The organism is Streptomyces sp. NPDC051987 (assembly GCF_040680735.1).
In the GTDB taxonomy this organism is placed as follows: Bacteria; Actinomycetota; Actinomycetes; order Streptomycetales; family Streptomycetaceae; genus Streptomyces.
On record NZ_JBFAXI010000001.1, the window covers coordinates 80,528 to 97,860 of the forward strand.

Here is a 17,333-nt window from a genome sequence, read left to right on the forward strand (position 1 = left end):
ACGAGCCCCCACGGAGTTTGCCCCGTGGGGGCTCCTTCGTCCCGGTCCGTTCAACAAACCGGCAGGCAACCATGTCGATTACGTTTCGGGCAAGAGACGGGCGAGAGAGACGAAGCCTATTGACGCATGACCGGACAAGCGGCTGTTATTGCGCCCACGATGTTCGGCCGAGTTGGTTTCTGATCGGTTTCGGGACCTTTCGAAGATCAACTCTTCCCCTTGCCGAACCCTGTTACTCAGGAGCCGCCATGCGCATCTCCCCGTCCGGTCTTCACGTGCCGGGTCCGAGCCGCCGTAACGTCCTGCGCGGTGCCGGTTCGGCCGCCCTTCTGGCCGGTGCCGGCATACCGCTGCTCTCCGCCTGCGGCAGCAGCGGGTCCTCCTCCGACCCGAAGACCGTCAGCCTCGGCTCCAACTCGTCGGACGCGGTGCCGAAGAAGGCCTTCGCGGAGATCTACGCCGCCTTCACCAAGCAGTCCGGCATCAAGGTCGACGTGAACACGAAGGACCACAACACCTTCCAGGAGCAGATCAACTCCTACCTCCAGGGCACGCCGGACGACGTGTTCACCTGGTTCGCCGGCTACCGCATGCAGTTCTTCGCGGCCAAGAACCTGGCCTCGCCGATCGACGACGTGTGGGCGAAGATCGGGGACAACTTCCCCGACGCGATGAAGCAGCTCAGCAAGGGCGAGGACGGCAAGTACTACTTCGTCCCGCTGTACACGTACCCCTGGGCAATCTTCTACCGCAAGAGCGTCTTCCAGGCCAAGGGCTACGAGGTCCCCACCACGTGGGAGGCGTTCGTCGCGCTGTGCAAGAAGATGAAGAGCGACGGCCTGGTCCCGATCGCCTTCGGCGACAAGGACGCCTGGCCGGCGATGGGCACCTTCGACCAGATCAACTTCCGCCTCAACGGCTACGACTTCCACAAGTCGCTGATGGCGGGCAAGGAGGCGTGGACCGACCCCAAGGTCAAGGCCGTCTTCGACCACTGGGCCGAGATCCTCCCCTACCACCAGGACGGCTTCATGGGCCGCACCTGGCAGGACGCCGCCCAGACGCTGGTCTCCAAGAAGGCCGGCATGTACGTCCTCGGCTCCTTCGTGGCCCAGCAGTTCACCAACAAGGCCGACTTGGACGACCTCGACTTCTTCGCCTTCCCGGAGATCAACTCGGCGTACGGCCAGGACACCGTCGAGGCGCCCACCGACGGCTTCATGGTCAGCAAGTCGCCCAAGAACCACGACGGCGTCGTCAAGCTCATGGAGTACCTGGGCACCCCGGAGGCGGAGCAGATCTACCTCAAGGCCGACTCCAGCGTGGTGGCCGCCTCCAGCAAGGCCGACACCTCGTCGTACACCGCGCTGCAGAAGAAGGCGTACACGATGATCAGCGGCGCCAAGAACCTCACCCAGTTCATGGACCGCGACTCCCGCCCGGACTTCACCTCCACCGTGATGCAGCCCGGTCTGCAGAAGTTCCTGCAGAACCCGAAGGGGATCGACAGCCTGCTCTCGTCCATCGAGCGCCAGAAGAAGACGATCTTCGCGTCCCAGTGAGCTCCCGGATGACGACTGACACCCCCACGAAGTCCCAGGAGGCGGCCGCCGTGCCGCCTCCTGGGCGCGCGTCCAAGAACAAGCGGGTGCAGCAGGGCCACAGGCGCCTGCTGACCCGCCGCGACCGGATCACGCTCGCCTTCATGGCGGGCGTGCCGACGATCCTCCATGTACTCCTGGTCTGGGTGACCGCCCTGGCCTCGATCCTCCTCGCCTTCACCTCATGGGACGGCATCGGCTTCGACTCCATCAAGTGGGTCGGGCTCGACAACTTCAAGCAACTCTTCACCGACAACCCGCAGTTCTGGCCGGCCGTCGAGCACAACGTCATCTGGTTCGTGGTGCTCATCCTGATCCCGACCCCGTTCGGCCTGTTCCTGGCCGTGCAGCTGGACAAGAAGATCAGGTTCAGCCGGGTCTACCAGACGGCCTTCTTCCTCCCGGTCGTCATCTCCCTGGCCTGTATCGGGTTCGTCTGGCAGCTGATCTACAACCCGGACACGGGCCTGATCAACAGCATCATCGGCGCCAACAAGCCGGGCCACTACATCGACTGGATCGGTGACCCGAACCTCAACCTGTGGGCGGTCCTGGTCGCCGCGTCCTGGCGGCACACCGGCTACATGATGATCCTGTACCTGGCCGGCCTCAAGAGCGTCGACCCCTCGCTGCGGGAGGCCTCGGCCCTCGACGGCGCGAACGAGTGGCAGACGTTCAAGAGCGTCATCTTCCCGACGCTGCGGCCGACCAACACCATCGTCCTGGTCGTGACCATCATCGAGGCGCTGCGCGCCTTCGACCTGGTCTTCGTCTTCAACAAGGGCGCCCAGGGCACCGAGTTGCTCTCCATCCTGGTGACCAACAACATCATCGGCGAGTCCAGCCGCATCGGTTACGGCTCGGCGATCGCGGTGGTGCTGCTGTTCATCTCCCTGATCGTGATCATTCCCTACCTGATCGCGACCTTCCGGAAGGAGCGGCGCGCATGAGCACCGTGAGCGCGCTGGCCAAGCAGCGCAACCCGATCCGTCCGGCCCGCGTCCTGCTGCACACGTTCCTGGCCCTGACGGCCCTGGCCTGGCTCGCCCCGCTGCTGTGGGCGATCTTCTCGGCCATGCGCCCGTACAGCGAGACCAGCGCACGCGGCTACGTGTCCTGGCCGCACACGCTGAACTTCGACAACTTCAAGAACGCGTTCACGCAGTCGGACATGACCCACTACTTCACGAACACGCTGGTCATCGCGGTCCCGGCCGTGCTGCTCACGCTGTTCCTGTCGTCGATGGTCGCGTTCTACGTGGCCCGCTTCGACTTCCGGGTCAACCTGTTCCTGCTGCTGGTCTTCACGGCCGGCAACCTGCTCCCGCAGCAGGTCATCATCACCCCGCTGTACCGGATGTACCTGCTGACGAACCTGCCGGGCATCACCGCGAGCGGCAAACTGTACGACTCGGCACTCGGCCTGGTCCTGATCCACGTGGCGTTCCAGTCCGGGTTCTGCGCGTTCGTGCTGTCGAACTACATGCGCTCGCTCCCGCACGAACTGACCGAGGCCGCCCTGGTGGACGGCGCCTCGGTGTGGCGGCTGTACTGGCAGATCACCCTGCCGCTGTGCCGTCCCGCGATGGCGGCCCTGGCAACCCTGCTGTCGATCTGGATCTACAACGACTTCTTCTGGGCGCTGGTGCTGATCTCGACCGGTGAGAACATGCCGATCACCTCGGCGCTGAACAACCTCTCCGGCCAGTACTTCACCGACCCGAACCTGGTCGCCGCCGGATCCCTGCTCACCGCGATCCCGACCCTGGTCGTGTACTTCGCGCTGCAGAAGCAGTTCGTCAGCGGTCTCACCCTGGGCTCCGCCAAGGGCTGACCCGGCCCCGTCCGAAAGAGAACCTCGTGCACAACCCGTTCACCCCGGTCGCCTCCGTGGCCGTGGACACGCGAACCGCCCGTGTCCACGAGGAGGGCTGGCAGTCCTGGTCGCCCAGTGGCGCCTACGCCCTCGGCACGGCCCCGTACCGCCCGACGAACGCCAACTGGGCGACCGTGTGCTACCGCCCCGGCCGCGCCGTGCCCGCCGGGGCCTTCCAGGGCGAGGGCCTGCTGGCGCTCGACCCCGGCGACGGCTCCCCGGTCCGGCTCTGGGCGGCGGCCGACCCGCTGCACGAGGTGCCGTCGATCCGGCTGACCGTCGCGGGCGGGGTCGCGGAGGTCGAGGCCGACGGCCCGGTCAAGGAGTGGACCGGGCCGGGCATCCAGTCCGTGCTGGCCGACTGGGCCGGCGCCCTGGCCGTGCCGGCACCTCGCCCCGCGCCCACCGTCTGGTGCTCCTGGTACGAGTACTTCACGGCCGTCACCCAGGACGACATCCACGAGAACCTGCGGGCGATGGACACCCTCGACCTGCCGATCGACGTGGTCCAGATCGACGACGGCTACCAGAGCGCCCTGGGCGACTGGCTGACCCTCTCCGGCCGCTTCCGCTCCCGGCGGGGCATCGCGGACGCCATCCGCGCCCGCGGCCGCCGGGCCGGCATCTGGACGGCGCCCTTCCTGGTCGACCCGGCGAGCGCGCTCGCCGAGACGTACCCGGACTGGCTGGTCCGCGACGGCGACGGCAACCCGCTGCACGCGGGCCGCAACTGGGGTCACGGCCTGTACGTCCTGGACACCACCCACCCCACCGCCGCGGCCTACCTCACCGACGTCTTCGCGACGCTGCGCGCGGAGGGCTACGACTACTTCAAGGTCGACTTCCTCTACGCGGGCGCCCTGGACGGCGTACGCCACTCCGGCGCGGACGCTCTCACCGCGTACCGGCTGGGCATCGCCCTGATCCGGGAGGCCATCGGCGCGGACGCCTACCTCCTCGGCTGCGGCGCGCCCATGCTGCCCTCCATCGGCCTGTTCGACGCGATGCGGGTCAGCCCCGACACGGCCCCGCACCGCCGCCCCGAGGCCGGCGACTACAGCCAGCCCGGCCAGGACCCGGCCGAGTTCACCGGCGCCGGCCGCCAGTGGCAGCACGAGCGCCTCTGGGTCAACGACCCGGACTGCCTGATGGCCCGCCCCGCCGTGGAGACCCGTGCGCGCTGGGCGGCGCACGTGGAGGCCGTCGGCGGCCTGGTCGCCTCCAGCGACCGGCTGCTCTCCCTCGACCCGTGGGGCGTGGAGACGACCCGCCGCCTTCTCACCGGAGCCAACGGAGCCAACCGATGACCGACCGCACCCTCTCCGTCCCCGGCATCGCCTACGGCGGCGACTACAACCCCGAACAGTGGCCCGAGGAGGTGTGGGCCGAGGACGTCCGCCTGATGCGCGAGGCGGGCGTGAACATGGTCAGCGTCGGCATCTTCTCGTGGGCGCTGCTGGAACCGTCCGAGGGCGTCTACAACTTCTCCCGGATGGACCGGATCCTCGACCTGCTGCACGAGAACGGCATCGCCGCCGACCTCGCCACCCCGACGGCCGCCCCGCCCGCCTGGTTCTTCCGCGCCCACCCCGAGGCGCTCCCGGTGGACCACGACGGCCGCACCCTGTCCTACGGCAGCCGCCAGACGTTCTGCCCGAGCAGCCCCGCCTACCGCGCGGCCGCGCTGCGCATCGCGGGCGCGATCGCCGACCGGTACGCGAGCCACCCGGCCGTGAAGATGTGGCACGTCCACAACGAGTACGGCTGCCACAACGCGGCCTGCTACTGCGACACCAGCGCGGTCTCCTTCCGCCGCTGGCTGCGCGCGAGGTACGCCGACGACCTGGCCGCCCTCAACCACGCCTGGGGCACCACCTTCTGGAGCCAGTGGTACTACGACTGGGAGGAGGTCCTGCCGCCCCGCGCGACCGGCGCCGTCCCCAACCCGACGCACCAGCTGGACTGGCGGCGGTTCTGCTCCGACGAACTGCTGTCGCTGTACACGGCGGAGCGGGACGTCCTGCGGGCGGCGGCCCCGGCCGTTCCCGCCACCACCAACTTCATGGTGATGCACAACTTCGACGCCCTCGACTACTGGCGGTGGGCGCCGGAGCTGGACGTGGTGGCCAACGACCACTACCTGATGTCCGCCGACCCCGAGTCGCAGATCGACGTCGCGCTCAGCGGCGATGTGATGCGGTCGCTGGCCGGCGGCCCGTGGCTGCTGATGGAGCACTCCACGGGCGCGGTCAACTGGCAGCCCGTCAACCGCGCGAAGACCGCAGGTGAACTGCGCCGCAACGCGCTCGCGCACGTGGCGCACGGCGCGGACGGCATCTGCTACTTCCAGTGGCGGGCGGCGAAGGCGGGTGCCGAGCAGTGGCACTCGGCGATGCTGCCGCACGCCGGGACCGACAGCCAGATCTGGCGGGACGTCGTCCGGCTGGGCGCCGATCTGCGGGCCCTCGCCGAGGTGCGCGGCAGCACCGGCACCGCCGAGGTGGCCGTCGTCTGGGACTGGGACGCCCGCTGGGCCGTGGAGCTGCCCTCGCAGCCGAGCGGTGAGCTGCGCTACCTGGACCTCGTCCGCGCCTGGTACGAGCCGCTGTGGCGGGCCGGCGTGGCGGTGGACTTCGTCCGCCCGGACGGGGACCTGTCGGCGTACAAGGTGGTCCTGGCGCCGAGCCTGTACCTGGTGGACGACGCGGGCGCGGCGAACCTGACGGCCTTCGCGGAGGCCGGCGGCACCCTCGCCATCGGCTTCCACAGCGGCGCAGTGGACGAGAACTGCCATGTGCGGCTGGGCGGTTACCCGGGGGCCTTCCGGGACCTGCTGGGCGTGTCCACGGACGAGCTGTTCCCGCTGCTGCCGGACGAGCGCGTGAGCCTCAGCGAGGGCGGCACCGGCTCGCTCTGGTCGGAGCGGGTACGGCTCGCGGGCGCGGAGGCGGTGACGTCCTACGCCGACGGCCCGCTGGCCGGGGTACCGGCGGTGACCCGGCACGGTTACGGCTCGGGCACCGCCTGGTACGTGGCGACCCTGCCCGACGAGCAGACCCTCGCGGGGCTGCTCGGCCGGATCCGTGCCGAGGCGGGCGTGGCCGCGGGCCGCACCGTCCCGGCGGGCGTGGAGGTCGCGGTGCGGCGCGGTGCGGACGCGGACTACGTGTTCGTGATCGACCACACCGGTGAGGGCGCCGAAGTCCCCGTCGCCCCCGGCTCGGTGGAGCTGCTGTCCGGCAAGCCCGCCGACGGCACGGTCACCGTGGCACCGGGCGAGGTCGCCGTCGTACGGGAGCCGCGCGGTCAGTGAGCGGCGCGGTCAGTGAGCGGCGTCCAGGCGAGCGCCCCGGCCGGGCGTGAGCTCCAGATCCACGGCGGCGAGGTTGTCCGTCGGCGGGGCCACGCACGGCACCCCGGCCGAAGACCGCCCCCGGTGCACGGGGGCGGGTCTTCGGCCCGGAGCCCGCTTGACGTCAACTGCGGGGCGCGAACGGCCCGTTCAGGGCTGCCCACTGCAGCAGCATGATCGTCTTGGCGTCGGCGATCTCGCCGGTGCGGATCATCTCCAGGGCGCGCCGGAAGGGGAGTTCGAGGATCTCGATGTCCTCGCCCTCCTCGTCCAGGCCGCCGCCCTCGTGGGTGCGGGTGGAGGGACCGTAGGCGGCCGCGTAGAAGGAGATCCGCTCGGTGACCGAGCCGGGGCTCATGTAGACGTCGAAGACGTGCTCGACCTCGCCGACGGTGTGCCCGGTCTCCTCGACGACCTCGCGGCGGACCGCGTGCTCGGGGTGCTCGGCCTCGTCGTCCAGCAGGCCCGCCGGCGTCTCGATCAGCATGCCGTCGGGGTGGCCGTTGACGTACACCGGGAAGCGGAACTGGCGGGTGAGCAGGACGGTTTCGCGTTCGGCGTCGTAGAGGAGAAGGGTGGCGCCGTTGCCCCGGTCGTGCGTCTCGCGTTCCTCGGTACGCCAGGTGCCGTCGGCGTGCCGGTAGTCGAAGGTGGTGGCCCGCTCGACGTACCAGTGGCTGGACAGGAGTTTCACCTCCCGGACCTTCACACGCGGGTTGCCGGTCAGCTCCAGACCGGTGCGGTCGAGTCCGGTACGCCCCCGGCGGTCGGGAGTGTCGATCCCGGCGCTCACCGCAGACCCGCCGGTCGCCCGATGACAGAAAGATCACTCATGATCACCTGTCTACCACCACCCCGCCCCCAAACGCGCCCCCGAAGGGGCGCGGGGAACCGCGCGACCAGCCCCCACGACACCGCACCCAACGGACCACGCACACCCCCGCAAGGGGCGCGGGGAACTGCGCGACCAGCCACCGCGATGCCGCACCCAACGGACCCACGCACGCCCCCACACCCAAGGGGCGCGGGGAACTGCGCGACCAGCCACCGCGATGCCGCGGCCAACCGACGACGCGCCCCCGGCCCCTCCAGCGCAGCGCCTAGTGCACCTCGGCAGGCCGCGGCCCCTCGTCCAGGAACCCACCCGACTGGTGCTGCCACAGCTTGGCGTAGGCGCCCTCCGCGGCGAGCAGTTCGTGGTGCGTGCCCTGCTCGATGATCCGGCCACGGTCGAGCACCACCAGCCGGTCCATGGAGGCGACCGTGCTGAGCCGGTGCGCCACCACCAGCGCCGTACGCCCCTCCATGAGCCGCCACAGCGCCTCCTGGACGAGGATCTCGCTCTCGGAGTCCAGCGCGCTGGTCGCCTCGTCCAGGAGCAGGATCGGGGCGTCCCTGAGAATCGCCCGGGCCAGGGCGACCCGCTGGCGCTGGCCGCCGGAGAGCTTGACGCCGCGCTCCCCCACCATCGTCTCGAACCCGTCCGGCAGCGCGTCCGCGAACTCCGTGACGTGCGCGGCCTCGGCGGCCAGCCGGATCTCGGCGTCGGTGGCGTCGGGCCGGGCGAAGGCGATGTTCTCCCGCAGGGTGCGGTGGAACATCGCCGGGTCCTGCGGGACGTAGGCGATCTGGCTGCGCAGGTCGGCCTGGCGCAGCCGGCTGATGTCCTGGCCGCCGATCGTGATCCGGCCTGCGTCGATGTCGGTCATCCGCAACAGCAGCCGGGTCAGCGTGGTCTTGCCGCCGCCCGACCGCCCGACGAACCCGAACTTCGACCCGCTGGGCACGTCCAGATCCAGCCCCTCGAACAGCGGTTTGGCGCCCGCGTGGGTGAAGGAGACCTTCTCGAAGCGGACGTCGGCGGCCCGGGGCGCGAGCGGCTCGGGGGCCGGCGGGTCGACGACGGTCGGCGGTTCGAGGAGCAGTTCGGTGAACTGGGCCGCCTCCGTCATGGAGCTCTCCATGCGCCGGTAGATCTGGTTGAACTCGAACATGATCCGAGTCGCGTTGGAGTAGTAGGTGAAGGCGACCACGACCGCCTCCACGCTGTGCCCGCCGCGCGCCAGTGTCACCGCGAGCAGCAGGCCCACCGCGTTGGTGGCCACGGACATCGGCGCGACGAACGTGTCGATGCGCAGGTTGCCGTAGTCCCAGGAGCGCAGGGTGCGCCGCCGTGACTCGGCGACCCGCGACCGGTGCTCGGCGGCCTCCCGCCGCTCGGCGGCGAACGCCCGCACCGTGTCCATGTTCATCAGGCTGTCGGCGACATGTCCCGAGACCCGGGCGATCGCCTCCTCCCGCTGGGCGACCAGCCGCTGCCGGCGGCGGATCAGCGGGAACACGCACACCGCCGTCACGGCGATCATGGTGAGCAGCGCGACGACGAGCAGCGGCTGGTAGCGCCAGAGCACCACCGAGCCGAACGCCAGGGGCACGAAGCTGCCGACGATGTTGAAGGTCAGCGTGTCGCCGAACTCCTCGAAGCGGGTGGCGAAGCTCAGCACCCGCTTGGTGAGGGATCCCGCGAAGTTGTCATGGAAGAACGCGGCGTCCTTGGCGAACAGTTCGTCCATGCCGAGGACGTACAGGTGCTCGATGCCGAGGGCGTCCACCCGGTTCAGGCAGTGCAGACCGACCCGCCAGAACGTCTCGGCCAGCAGCAGGACACCGGCGAAACCGAGGACGTACGGCAGTGTGGCGCGCAGGCCCAGGCCGTGGCCGTCGGCGATCCGCCCGACCAGCTTGGCCACCACCAGCGGGGCAAGGTAGTTGATTCCGATGTTGCCGAGCGCCGGCAGCAGCATCCCGGGCAGCGTGAGCCACTTGAGCCGGGCCAGCTCCCGTCCGTAGTAACGCAGTGCGAGCAGCACCGCACCCTTGCGCGGTCCCGTCGCCGGTAAATCGACAGAGGATGTCATCTCAACCCTGAGTAGTCGTCGCGCGGCATGCCGAGCCGACCGCCGCATGGTCCGCGGCGGCCTGGAATCGGCAGGTCAGGAAAGGGAAGTGTCCCGCGACGACGGTCACTCGGTCCACGTGTTTTTTCGTCGGCGACTACGGAGCGAACACACGGTCGACCGGCAGGGGATCCGTGAGCCCTGGGAGACGCGGGAGCCGGGCCACCCCTCGCGGGCGGCCCGGCTCCCGTCCGGTCACTTCGCCAGGAAGGCGAGCAGCGCCGCGTTGACCTCCTCGGCGTGGGTCCACAGCAGGCCGTGCGGGGCGCCCTCGATCTCGACGTAGTCGGCGGCCGGCAGCGCCTTGTGGAACGGCCGTGCGGTGCCCTCGACGGGCAGGATGCGGTCGCCGGTGCCGTGCAGGATCAGGGCCGGCACGTCGATGGCCGGGATGTCGGCGCGGAAGTCGGTGTACCAGGTCGACGGCGCGGCGGCCGCGGCGAAGAAGCCGCCGCTCGCGGCGACGTCCCAGCTGTGACGGACGGCTTCCTCGCTGATCCGGCTGCCCAGGTTCTCGTCCAGGTTGTAGAAGTCCTGGTAGAAGGCGGTGTAGTAGGCGTAGCGGTCCGCCTTGACGGCCGCGACGACGCCGTCGAAGAACTCCTTCGGGGCGACGCCGTCCGGGTTGTCGTCGCTCTTGAGCAGGCAGGGCTCCAGCGAGGCCAGGAACGCGACCTTGGCGACCCGGGCCGTGCCGTAGGCGGACACGTAGCGGGCGACCTCACCGGTGCCCATGGAGAACCCGACCAGGACGGCGTCGCGCAGGTCGAGGGTCTCCAGCACGGTGTTCAGGTCGGCCGCGAAGGTGTCGTAGTCGTAGCCGGTCGTCGGCTGGCTGGACTGTCCGAAACCGCGGCGGTCGTAGGTGATCACGCGGTAGCCGGCGTCGAGCAGCACGGCGCTCTGCCGCTCCCAGGAGTGGCCGTCGAGCGGGAAGCCGTGGATGAGGACGACCGGCTGCCCGGTTCCGTGGTCCTCGTAGTAGAGGTCGACGGCGGTCGAGTTCTCCTGGCCCACGGTGATGTATGGCATGGGTGTGCTACCTCGTTTCGGAAACGGCTGACACGCGGGGCGTGCGAGCGGGACGCCGTTCACGCTAGGGCGGGACACCGTGGCCCTCTTGTCCCCCAGCGCACTGGTCGTGGCCTGACAGCGCAGCCCGCGAGGCACCGGACCGGTCGTGGAAGACAGTCCGTGAAAGCAGATCGGTGTACCGACCGCCGCCCCGGCCGCCACCGTGACGCTGCCCCATGCGCTAGTGGATGGCGATCACCGGGTGCTGGGCCGGGTCGATCCAGCGGATGATCCCGGTCATCACCGAGGCGGGCAGGGCGACGCATCCTGCTGTGGGTCCGGCCTGCGGGCCGGTGTGGTCTCTGTGCCCTGCTTGCGCGTGGCGCCGTCGGTCACCCCGTTCGCTCCGGAGTTCAACGGCTCCGTATCGAAGGTGACGACACCGCGGCGCCGCAGTTCGTCCAGAAACGGCACGCCGTGGGGTTCGCGGTCCGCACCGAGCCACAGGTGCCCGTTCGGCGGGCCGGCTGCTGTCGGGGCGTTCGGATCACCCTGCCTGGGGTTCGCCCAACGCAAGCCCGGAGTCGCGCAGCCACGCCGCGCCGGCCGGGGCCCCGGAGACGCGAGCACCGAGGGAGACCCAGATACCGAACTCACCTGGGACCGGCTCGGCGTGCTGCTCGGTCCAGACGCTGTTCAGACAGAGCCGGACGCCGCAGCCCTTGAAATCGGCCAGGCCCCGCCAGCCGCAGTTCCAACTGACGCTCATGTTCAGTGGCCCGAGGACAGAGACCATCCGGTCCAGTTCCTCCTCGGTGCAGTCATCCTCGGGCTCGCTGTCCGGGCCGCCGAACGGCGCAGTCGCGCCCAGAGTGACAGCCAGCCCGTCGGGCAGCGGCCACAGGTCGGCCAGGTCCGGGCGGAGCCGCATGTCCTCGAAGAACCAGCCGCTCACCTCCTCGCGATCGCCCGCGACACCGCGGCGCTGCAGTTCGTCCAGGAAGGATTCGACGGCAGGCAGATCCCGTTGTTCCCAGACGATTCGCACGGCGCCGAAAGTGCCAACTGCGTGCACATACTGCTCAGCCGTGGTGACGAGTTCCAGTTGGGGCCAGGGGGTGGTCTGCCAGTCGGACTGCTCGCGCATGATCGCCCGCGCCCGGGACAGCGCGCTCACCGCGTCGGGGAAGGGTTCGCGTACTCGGTAGAGCGTCGAGGACAAGGAACGTGCCTTTCGGACAGGAGGAGTACCCGTTCGGGGAATAGTAGGTATGCCCCTCGACATGGCCTTCATCGGCGTTGTTGCCGAGGTCGAAGTCGCCCAGACTGCTGCCGCTTTCAACTACGGGCTGACAGCCAGTCAGATAACCGCCCTGTACCAGGACATCCCCTGAACCTGACGGTCTGACAACACCGACGGGGCGGTGTCGTTGCCGAAGCCTCCATACCCGTTCCCGACACTCATGGCGGCGACCGGGCCCGCTACGGCTCGCCGACAGGGCCAGTAGCCGGCGGCGGACGTCTCGCAAGTCGTCCGCAGCGGCGAGGAACCGCGGGTCGCGGTGGCACGGCCGGGTGCTCTGGTCTCCGGGAGCCCCGCGAGCAGGCAGCCGATCGCCGACTCAGCGCAGAGTGCAGGGCCGACCCGGGCGCTCACATCGAGCCCCGACCCGCCCGGAGCCTGTGCTTCCCGCCCTCCCCGGCACCTCCCGGGGCACGCCGACTGGAACCTGGCGGATGAGGACTGGATGCGGTGCGTCCCTGCTGGACAGACGGCTGGCCGGGAACATGCGGGGCCGTTTCAGATCTTCCCCTGAAACGGCCCCTGACCGCCGACTTTCACAAGTCGGGACGACAGGATTTGAACCTGCGACCCCTTGACCCCCAGTCAAGTGCGCTACCAAGCTGCGCCACGTCCCGGTGCGCTCCGACGCGGTGACCCGCGTGATCGCGCGGACAGCACTTTACCCCACCTCCCCGGGCGGGCTGAAAGAGGGTGGGGCGGCGGGGAGGGAGAATCGGTCGCATGGAAGACGCCGCGGGGACAGGAGCACGGGACCGGGACGCCGAGGGGCGGGCGCGCAACGCGCGGCCGCGGGACGGTCTGGGGCGCCCGCTGCCGTACGGCGCGCCGGGCGTCGAGCGGCAGCCCGAGGGGGTGGTGCGGACCCCGGAGGAGACGGTCACCGAGGCGCAGGCCCTGCTGGACGCGGGGAAGCCGTTCCACGCGCACGAGGTGTTCGAGGACGCCTGGAAGTCGGGGCCCGAGGCCGAGCGGACCCTGTGGCGGGGGCTGGCCCAGCTCGCGGTGGGGCTCACGCACGCGGCCCGCGGGAACGTGACCGGCGGGGCGCGGTTGCTGCGGCGCGGCGCGAGCGCGGTCGAGGAGTGGGCGGCCGGGGGCGGGGTGCCACGGCCGCACGGGATCGATGTCGCCGGGCTCGCGCGGTGGGCGTGGGAGCTGGCCGGACGGGTGGAGAGCGGCGCCGGCAGCGTCGACGCGGGAGACGAGGCGCCCCGGCTGCGCGGCACCCGGTGACCGGAGTGACCCGAGGTCAGAGCCATGCGGCAGACTCGGGGGCGTGCGAGAGATTCATGTCATCGGTATAGGTGCGGGCGACCCCGACCAGCTCACCCTCCAGGCGGTCCGGGCGCTGCGGAGCACGGACGTGTTCTTCCTGCTCGACAAGGGCGAGGTCAAGAGCGACCTGACCCGGCTGCGCCGGGAGATGCTCGACACGCACCTGCCGGACGGCGGCTACCGGCTGGTCGAGGCCCGGGACCCGGAGCGCGACCGGTCCGCGGGCGGCGGTGCGTACTCGCCGGCCGTCGGCGACTGGCGCAGCGCACGCGCGGACATCTACGAGCGGCTGATCCGGGAGGAGTTGACCGCCGACCAGACCGGCGCCTTCCTGGTGTGGGGCGATCCGGCGCTCTACGACAGCACGTTGGCGATCCTGGAGGAGGTGCTGGCCCGGGGCACGGTGGCGTTCGGGTACGACGTGGTGCCCGGCATCAGCAGTGTCTCGGCGCTGGCGGCCCGGCACCGCACGGGGCTGAACCGGGTGGCCCGGCCGGTGCAGATCACCACCGGGCGGCGGCTCGCCGAGGGGCTGCCGGACGGGGTGGACGACGTGGTGGTGATGCTCGACGCCCACCAGGCCTTCCGCCGGTACGCGGACCAGGACATCGACATCTACTGGGGCGCGTATCTCGGCACGCCGGACGAACTGCTGGTCTCCGGTCCGATCGCCGAGGCGGGCCCGCGCATCGAGCGGCTGCGGGCCGAGGCCCGCGAGCGCAAGGGCTGGATCATGGACACGTATCTGCTGCGCCGCCATCCGGAGGTCCCGGAGGAGGGCTGAGCGCTCACGCGGTGCCGAACCCGAGCCGTTCCAGTACGCCGGCGACGTCCGGCACGGCCGTCACGCCGTCCGGCAGCGGAGGCCGCCGTACGACGACCACGGGCAGCCCCAGCTCCCGTGCGGCGGTGAGTTTGGCGGCGGTGGCCGCTCCTCCGCTGTCCTTCGTGACCAGGACGTCGATCAGGTTCCCCTGGAGCAGCGCGGTCTCGTCCGCCACGGTGAACGGTCCACGCGCCAGCAGCACTTCGGTGTGCCGGGGCAGCGGAGGCTCGGGAGGCTCCACGGACCGTACGACGAAGTGCCGGTCGGTCAGGTGGGCGAAGGCGGACAGGCCCAGGCGGCCGGTGGTCAGGAAGACCCGGGGGCCGAAGCGGGGCAGGGCGGCGGCGGCCGCGGGCAGCGACGGGACGGGGTGCCAGTCGTCACCGGGACGCGGCTGCCAGCCGGGGCGGCGCAGGACGACGGAGGTGACCCCGGTGGCGCGGGCCGCGTGTGCAGCGTTCGCGGTGATCGTCTCGGCGAAGGGGTGGGTGGCGTCCACCAGGGCGTCCACGCGGTGGGCACGGATCCAGTCGCTCAGCCCGGCCACCCCGCCGAACCCGCCGATGCGCACCTCCCCGGCCAACGAGCCCGGCCGCGCGACCCGCCCCGCGAGCGAGGTCGTCACCCGCACCCCGCCACGCACCGACAACTCACCAGCCAGCCGACGAGCCTCGGCGGTCCCACCGAGGACGAGCACATGCGGGGACATGGGGGGAGCGTACGGGGTCGGCAGCGGGCGGTGTGACGCGGGACGGCCGCCCGGTGTGCCGGGCGGCCGTCGTGGGTGCCGGGGCCTTCGTCAGCCCTGGCGGGCCTTGAAGCGGGGGTCCTTCTTGTTGATCACGTAGACCACGCCCCGTCGGCGGACCACCTGGGCGCCGGGCTTGGCCTTCAGTGAGCGCAGGGACTTGCGCACCTTCATGGTTCTGTTCTCCTCGGGTCGGTCACCGGGCCGGGTCAGCCGCGGGCAGCGGCGGTACGGCCGTAGCGACGCTCGAAGCGCTCCACGCGGCCGGCGCTGTCCAGCACCCGCGCCCTGCCGGTGTAGAAGGGGTGCGACGCGGACGAGATCTCCACGTCGATCAGGGGGTAGGTGTTGCCGTCCTCCCACTCGATCGTCCGGGACGAGTCCGCGGTGGAGCGGGTCAGGAACGCCGTGTCCGCGGCGCGGTCGCGGAAGACCACGGGGCGGGACGCGGGATGAATGCGGGCCTTCATGGGGTTTCCTCTCTGGGCTGACGGTGCGCTTCTGCTCGGCTTCAGCGCTCTTCGCGGAAGTCGACGTGCGCGCCGGCCACCGGGTCGTACTTGCGCAGGACCAGCCGGTCGGGGTTGTTCCGGCGGTTCTTGCGGGTCACGTAGGTGACGCCGGTCCCTGCCGTCGACTTCAGCTTGACGACGGGACGCGCGGTGCTGCGTGCCATGAGGTCCTCCTTTCGCCCACACCCGGGATCTTTGATCCGAGCATGTCATTCACGACCTCTGCAACAACGCCTCCCCTCTCCGCATTCCCGGGCCGGGCGACCCGGCCCGGGACGGTCAGCGCAGGAGGAGCTGCAGGCCGCCCACGACGGTCGCCGCGATGACGAGCTGCTCGAACAGCCGCTGGTTGATGCGGTGCACCGCCCATCTGCCGATGAGCGCGCCGGGGACGACGAACACCACGAGCGCGGCGTCGAGGAGCAGCGAGCGGCCGTCGATCAGGCCCAGACCGGCGCTGAAGGGGACCTTGGAGACGTTCACGATCAGGAAGAAGAACGCCGAGGTGCCCAGGAAGCCGAGTTTCCGGAAGCCGGCCGACAGCAGGTACATCGACATCACCGGGCCGCCCGCGTTGGCGACCATCGTGGTGAAGCCGCCGAGCACGCCGTACGAACCGGCCTTCACCCGGCCCGCGCGGGTGGTGACCGCGTCCGGCTCGTCGGGGCGGTCGGCCGTGCGGCGGCGCCACACGGTGACCCCGGCCATCAGCAGCAGGATCGCGCCGATCGAGGTCCGTACGACGCCGTCGTCGGCCCAGACCAGGAACACCGTGCCGATCACCACGCCGGCCGCGACCGCCGGGAACAGCCGCCACAGGGTGGGCCAGTGGGCGTGCCTTCGGTAGGTCGCCACGGCCAGTACGTCGCCCGCGATGAGCAGCGGGAGCAGCACGCCGGTCGAGGCGCGGGCCGGGAGGACCGCGGCGAAGATGGCGAGGCTGACGGTGTTGGCCCCGCTGACGGCGGTCTTGGAGAAGCCGACGAGCAGCGCGGCGAGTGCCAGGGCGGCGAACCCCCGGCCGGATATGTGCCAGAGCGTCATGATGTCCATGCGGGGACCGATGTTATGTCCGGACAACCCGATGGTGTAAGTACCGTCTCGCCGATCGGTCCCGGCACGGACCGGGGCGCCCGCGGACGGGCTGCGCAGAGGGCCGCACCGCCCTTCGTCCCGGCGGAGCCGGCCCGGTCCCCGCCAAGGTCACGGGCGTTTGCCGGAGTGACCTCGGGGCACCCGCGCAGCGAAGACGGCACAGCTCAGAAGGGAGACGCGCACCATGTCCGTGGTGAAGAGCACACTGCCCGACGAGGCGCTCCGGATCACCGGGAACGCCCTCCAGGAGACCCTGGTGGACCTGCTCGGACTGTCCCTGATCGGGAAGCAGGCGCACTGGAACATCGTCGGACCGCGATTCCGCTCGATCCACCTGCAGCTCGACGAGGTCGTCGCCACCGCGCGCACCTACGCCGACACCGTCGCGGAGCGCGCCGCCGCCCTGGGCGTGCCGCCGGACGGCCGTCCGGAGACGATCGCCGCGGCCTTCTCGCTGCCCGGCGCCAAGGACGGCTGGCTGCGTGACGACGAGGTCGTGGAGCTGATGGTGCGGACCCTGGAGGCGGCGATCGGCCGACTGCGCGAGCGCGTCGCCGCGACCGACGAACCGGACCCGGTCACCCAGGACCTGCTGATCTCCCTCACCGCCGACCTGGAGAAGCAGCGCTGGATGTTCGTCGCCGAGAACAGCTGAGGCGAGAACGGCACGTCCCCAGCGGCAGCCGGAGCATCCGCACCGTCCAGCCGCCCGCCGCCCTCGACAGCGCGCCCAGCGTGCCGCCGGGGGCGGCGTCGCGTTCCACGCGGCGA

The 17,333-nt window shown here is 70.7% G+C and carries 17 protein-coding genes and 1 tRNA gene; 8 read left to right on the forward strand and 10 right to left on the reverse strand.

Annotation, left to right across the window (positions count from 1 at the left end):
* Window positions 1-248 precede the first annotated feature (248 nt).
* From AB0M11_RS00330 to AB0M11_RS00350, 5 genes are read left to right on the forward strand one after another with little or no spacing between them, the layout of a single operon-like run.
* Window positions 249-1,562, forward strand: coding sequence for a carbohydrate ABC transporter substrate-binding protein (locus AB0M11_RS00330; RefSeq protein ID WP_365699683.1), 1,314 nt, complete (start codon window positions 249-251; stop codon window positions 1,560-1,562).
* Window positions 1,563-1,570: 8 nt separating this feature from the next.
* Window positions 1,571-2,551, forward strand: a complete 981-nt coding sequence (locus AB0M11_RS00335; RefSeq protein ID WP_365699685.1) for a sugar ABC transporter permease — start codon at window positions 1,571-1,573, stop codon at window positions 2,549-2,551.
* Window positions 2,548-3,435, forward strand: a complete 888-nt coding sequence (locus AB0M11_RS00340; protein ID WP_365699687.1) for a carbohydrate ABC transporter permease — start codon at window positions 2,548-2,550, stop codon at window positions 3,433-3,435. The genes AB0M11_RS00335 and AB0M11_RS00340 overlap by 4 nt, the downstream gene beginning before the upstream one ends.
* Window positions 3,436-3,461: 26 nt before the next feature.
* Entirely contained in the window at window positions 3,462-4,784 is a 1,323-nt protein-coding gene (locus tag AB0M11_RS00345) for a glycoside hydrolase family 36 protein (protein WP_365699689.1), read from the forward strand.
* Window positions 4,781-6,790: a beta-galactosidase gene (locus AB0M11_RS00350; RefSeq protein WP_365699691.1), complete on the forward strand. Its 2,010-nt coding sequence runs from the start codon at window positions 4,781-4,783 to the stop codon at window positions 6,788-6,790. Before AB0M11_RS00345 ends, AB0M11_RS00350 begins: the two co-directional genes overlap by 4 nt.
* 163 nt (window positions 6,791-6,953) lie before the next feature.
* Here the strand turns inward: AB0M11_RS00350 and AB0M11_RS00355 are convergent, their stop codons facing one another.
* The 5 genes from AB0M11_RS00355 to AB0M11_RS00375 all read right to left on the reverse strand — a co-directional run bounded on the left by AB0M11_RS00355 (window position 6,954) and on the right by AB0M11_RS00375 (window position 12,720).
* Window positions 6,954-7,622 carry an NUDIX domain-containing protein gene (locus AB0M11_RS00355; RefSeq protein ID WP_365699693.1) on the reverse strand — a complete coding sequence of 223 codons (669 nt, stop codon included), beginning with the start codon at window positions 7,620-7,622 and terminating at the stop codon, window positions 6,954-6,956.
* Between the two features lie 307 nt (window positions 7,623-7,929).
* Window positions 7,930-9,747, reverse strand: a complete 1,818-nt coding sequence (locus tag AB0M11_RS00360; protein WP_365699695.1) for an ABC transporter ATP-binding protein — start codon at window positions 9,745-9,747, stop codon at window positions 7,930-7,932.
* A gap of 234 nt (window positions 9,748-9,981) precedes the next feature.
* On the reverse strand, window positions 9,982-10,818 hold the full coding sequence (locus tag AB0M11_RS00365; protein WP_365699697.1) for an alpha/beta hydrolase: 837 nt from the start codon (window positions 10,816-10,818) through the stop codon (window positions 9,982-9,984).
* A 529-nt stretch (window positions 10,819-11,347) separates the two neighbouring features.
* Window positions 11,348-12,022 (reverse strand): hypothetical protein, encoded by a 675-nt coding sequence (locus AB0M11_RS00370; RefSeq protein WP_365699699.1) that lies wholly within the window; start codon window positions 12,020-12,022, stop codon window positions 11,348-11,350.
* A gap of 624 nt (window positions 12,023-12,646) precedes the next feature.
* Window positions 12,647-12,720 (reverse strand) — tRNA-Pro (locus AB0M11_RS00375).
* Between the two features lie 106 nt (window positions 12,721-12,826).
* Here AB0M11_RS00375 and AB0M11_RS00380 point away from each other — a divergent pair.
* Together AB0M11_RS00380 and cobF are read left to right on the forward strand one after the other, a co-directional pair.
* Entirely contained in the window at window positions 12,827-13,339 is a 513-nt protein-coding gene (locus AB0M11_RS00380; RefSeq protein ID WP_365699701.1) for a DUF309 domain-containing protein, read from the forward strand.
* A gap of 43 nt (window positions 13,340-13,382) precedes the next feature.
* Entirely contained in the window at window positions 13,383-14,165 is a 783-nt protein-coding gene (gene cobF / locus AB0M11_RS00385; RefSeq protein WP_365699703.1) for a precorrin-6A synthase (deacetylating), read from the forward strand.
* Window positions 14,166-14,169: 4 nt separating this feature from the next.
* Here cobF and AB0M11_RS00390 read toward each other — a convergent pair whose 3' ends face one another.
* From AB0M11_RS00390 to AB0M11_RS00410, 5 genes are all read right to left on the reverse strand, one after another.
* Entirely contained in the window at window positions 14,170-14,916 is a 747-nt protein-coding gene (locus tag AB0M11_RS00390; RefSeq protein WP_365699704.1) for a cobalt-precorrin-6A reductase, read from the reverse strand.
* Between the two features lie 90 nt (window positions 14,917-15,006).
* The gene (gene ykgO / locus AB0M11_RS00395) at window positions 15,007-15,129 is read right to left on the reverse strand and encodes a type B 50S ribosomal protein L36 (protein WP_046728129.1); all 123 of its coding nucleotides are present in this window, start codon (window positions 15,127-15,129) and stop codon (window positions 15,007-15,009) included.
* Window positions 15,130-15,164: 35 nt separating this feature from the next.
* Window positions 15,165-15,425: a type B 50S ribosomal protein L31 gene (locus tag AB0M11_RS00400; protein WP_365699706.1), complete on the reverse strand. Its 261-nt coding sequence runs from the start codon at window positions 15,423-15,425 to the stop codon at window positions 15,165-15,167.
* A 41-nt stretch (window positions 15,426-15,466) separates the two neighbouring features.
* Complete coding sequence (gene rpmG / locus AB0M11_RS00405; protein ID WP_181808961.1) at window positions 15,467-15,631, reverse strand: 50S ribosomal protein L33; 165 nt, start codon at window positions 15,629-15,631, stop codon at window positions 15,467-15,469.
* 115 nt (window positions 15,632-15,746) lie between these two features.
* Window positions 15,747-16,520, reverse strand: coding sequence for a sulfite exporter TauE/SafE family protein (locus tag AB0M11_RS00410; RefSeq protein WP_365699708.1), 774 nt, complete (start codon window positions 16,518-16,520; stop codon window positions 15,747-15,749).
* Window positions 16,521-16,746: 226 nt separating this feature from the next.
* Between AB0M11_RS00410 and AB0M11_RS00415 the strand changes: the two genes are divergently transcribed.
* Window positions 16,747-17,217: a DNA starvation/stationary phase protection protein gene (locus AB0M11_RS00415; protein WP_365699710.1), complete on the forward strand. Its 471-nt coding sequence runs from the start codon at window positions 16,747-16,749 to the stop codon at window positions 17,215-17,217.
* Window positions 17,218-17,333: the final 116 nt, after the last annotated feature.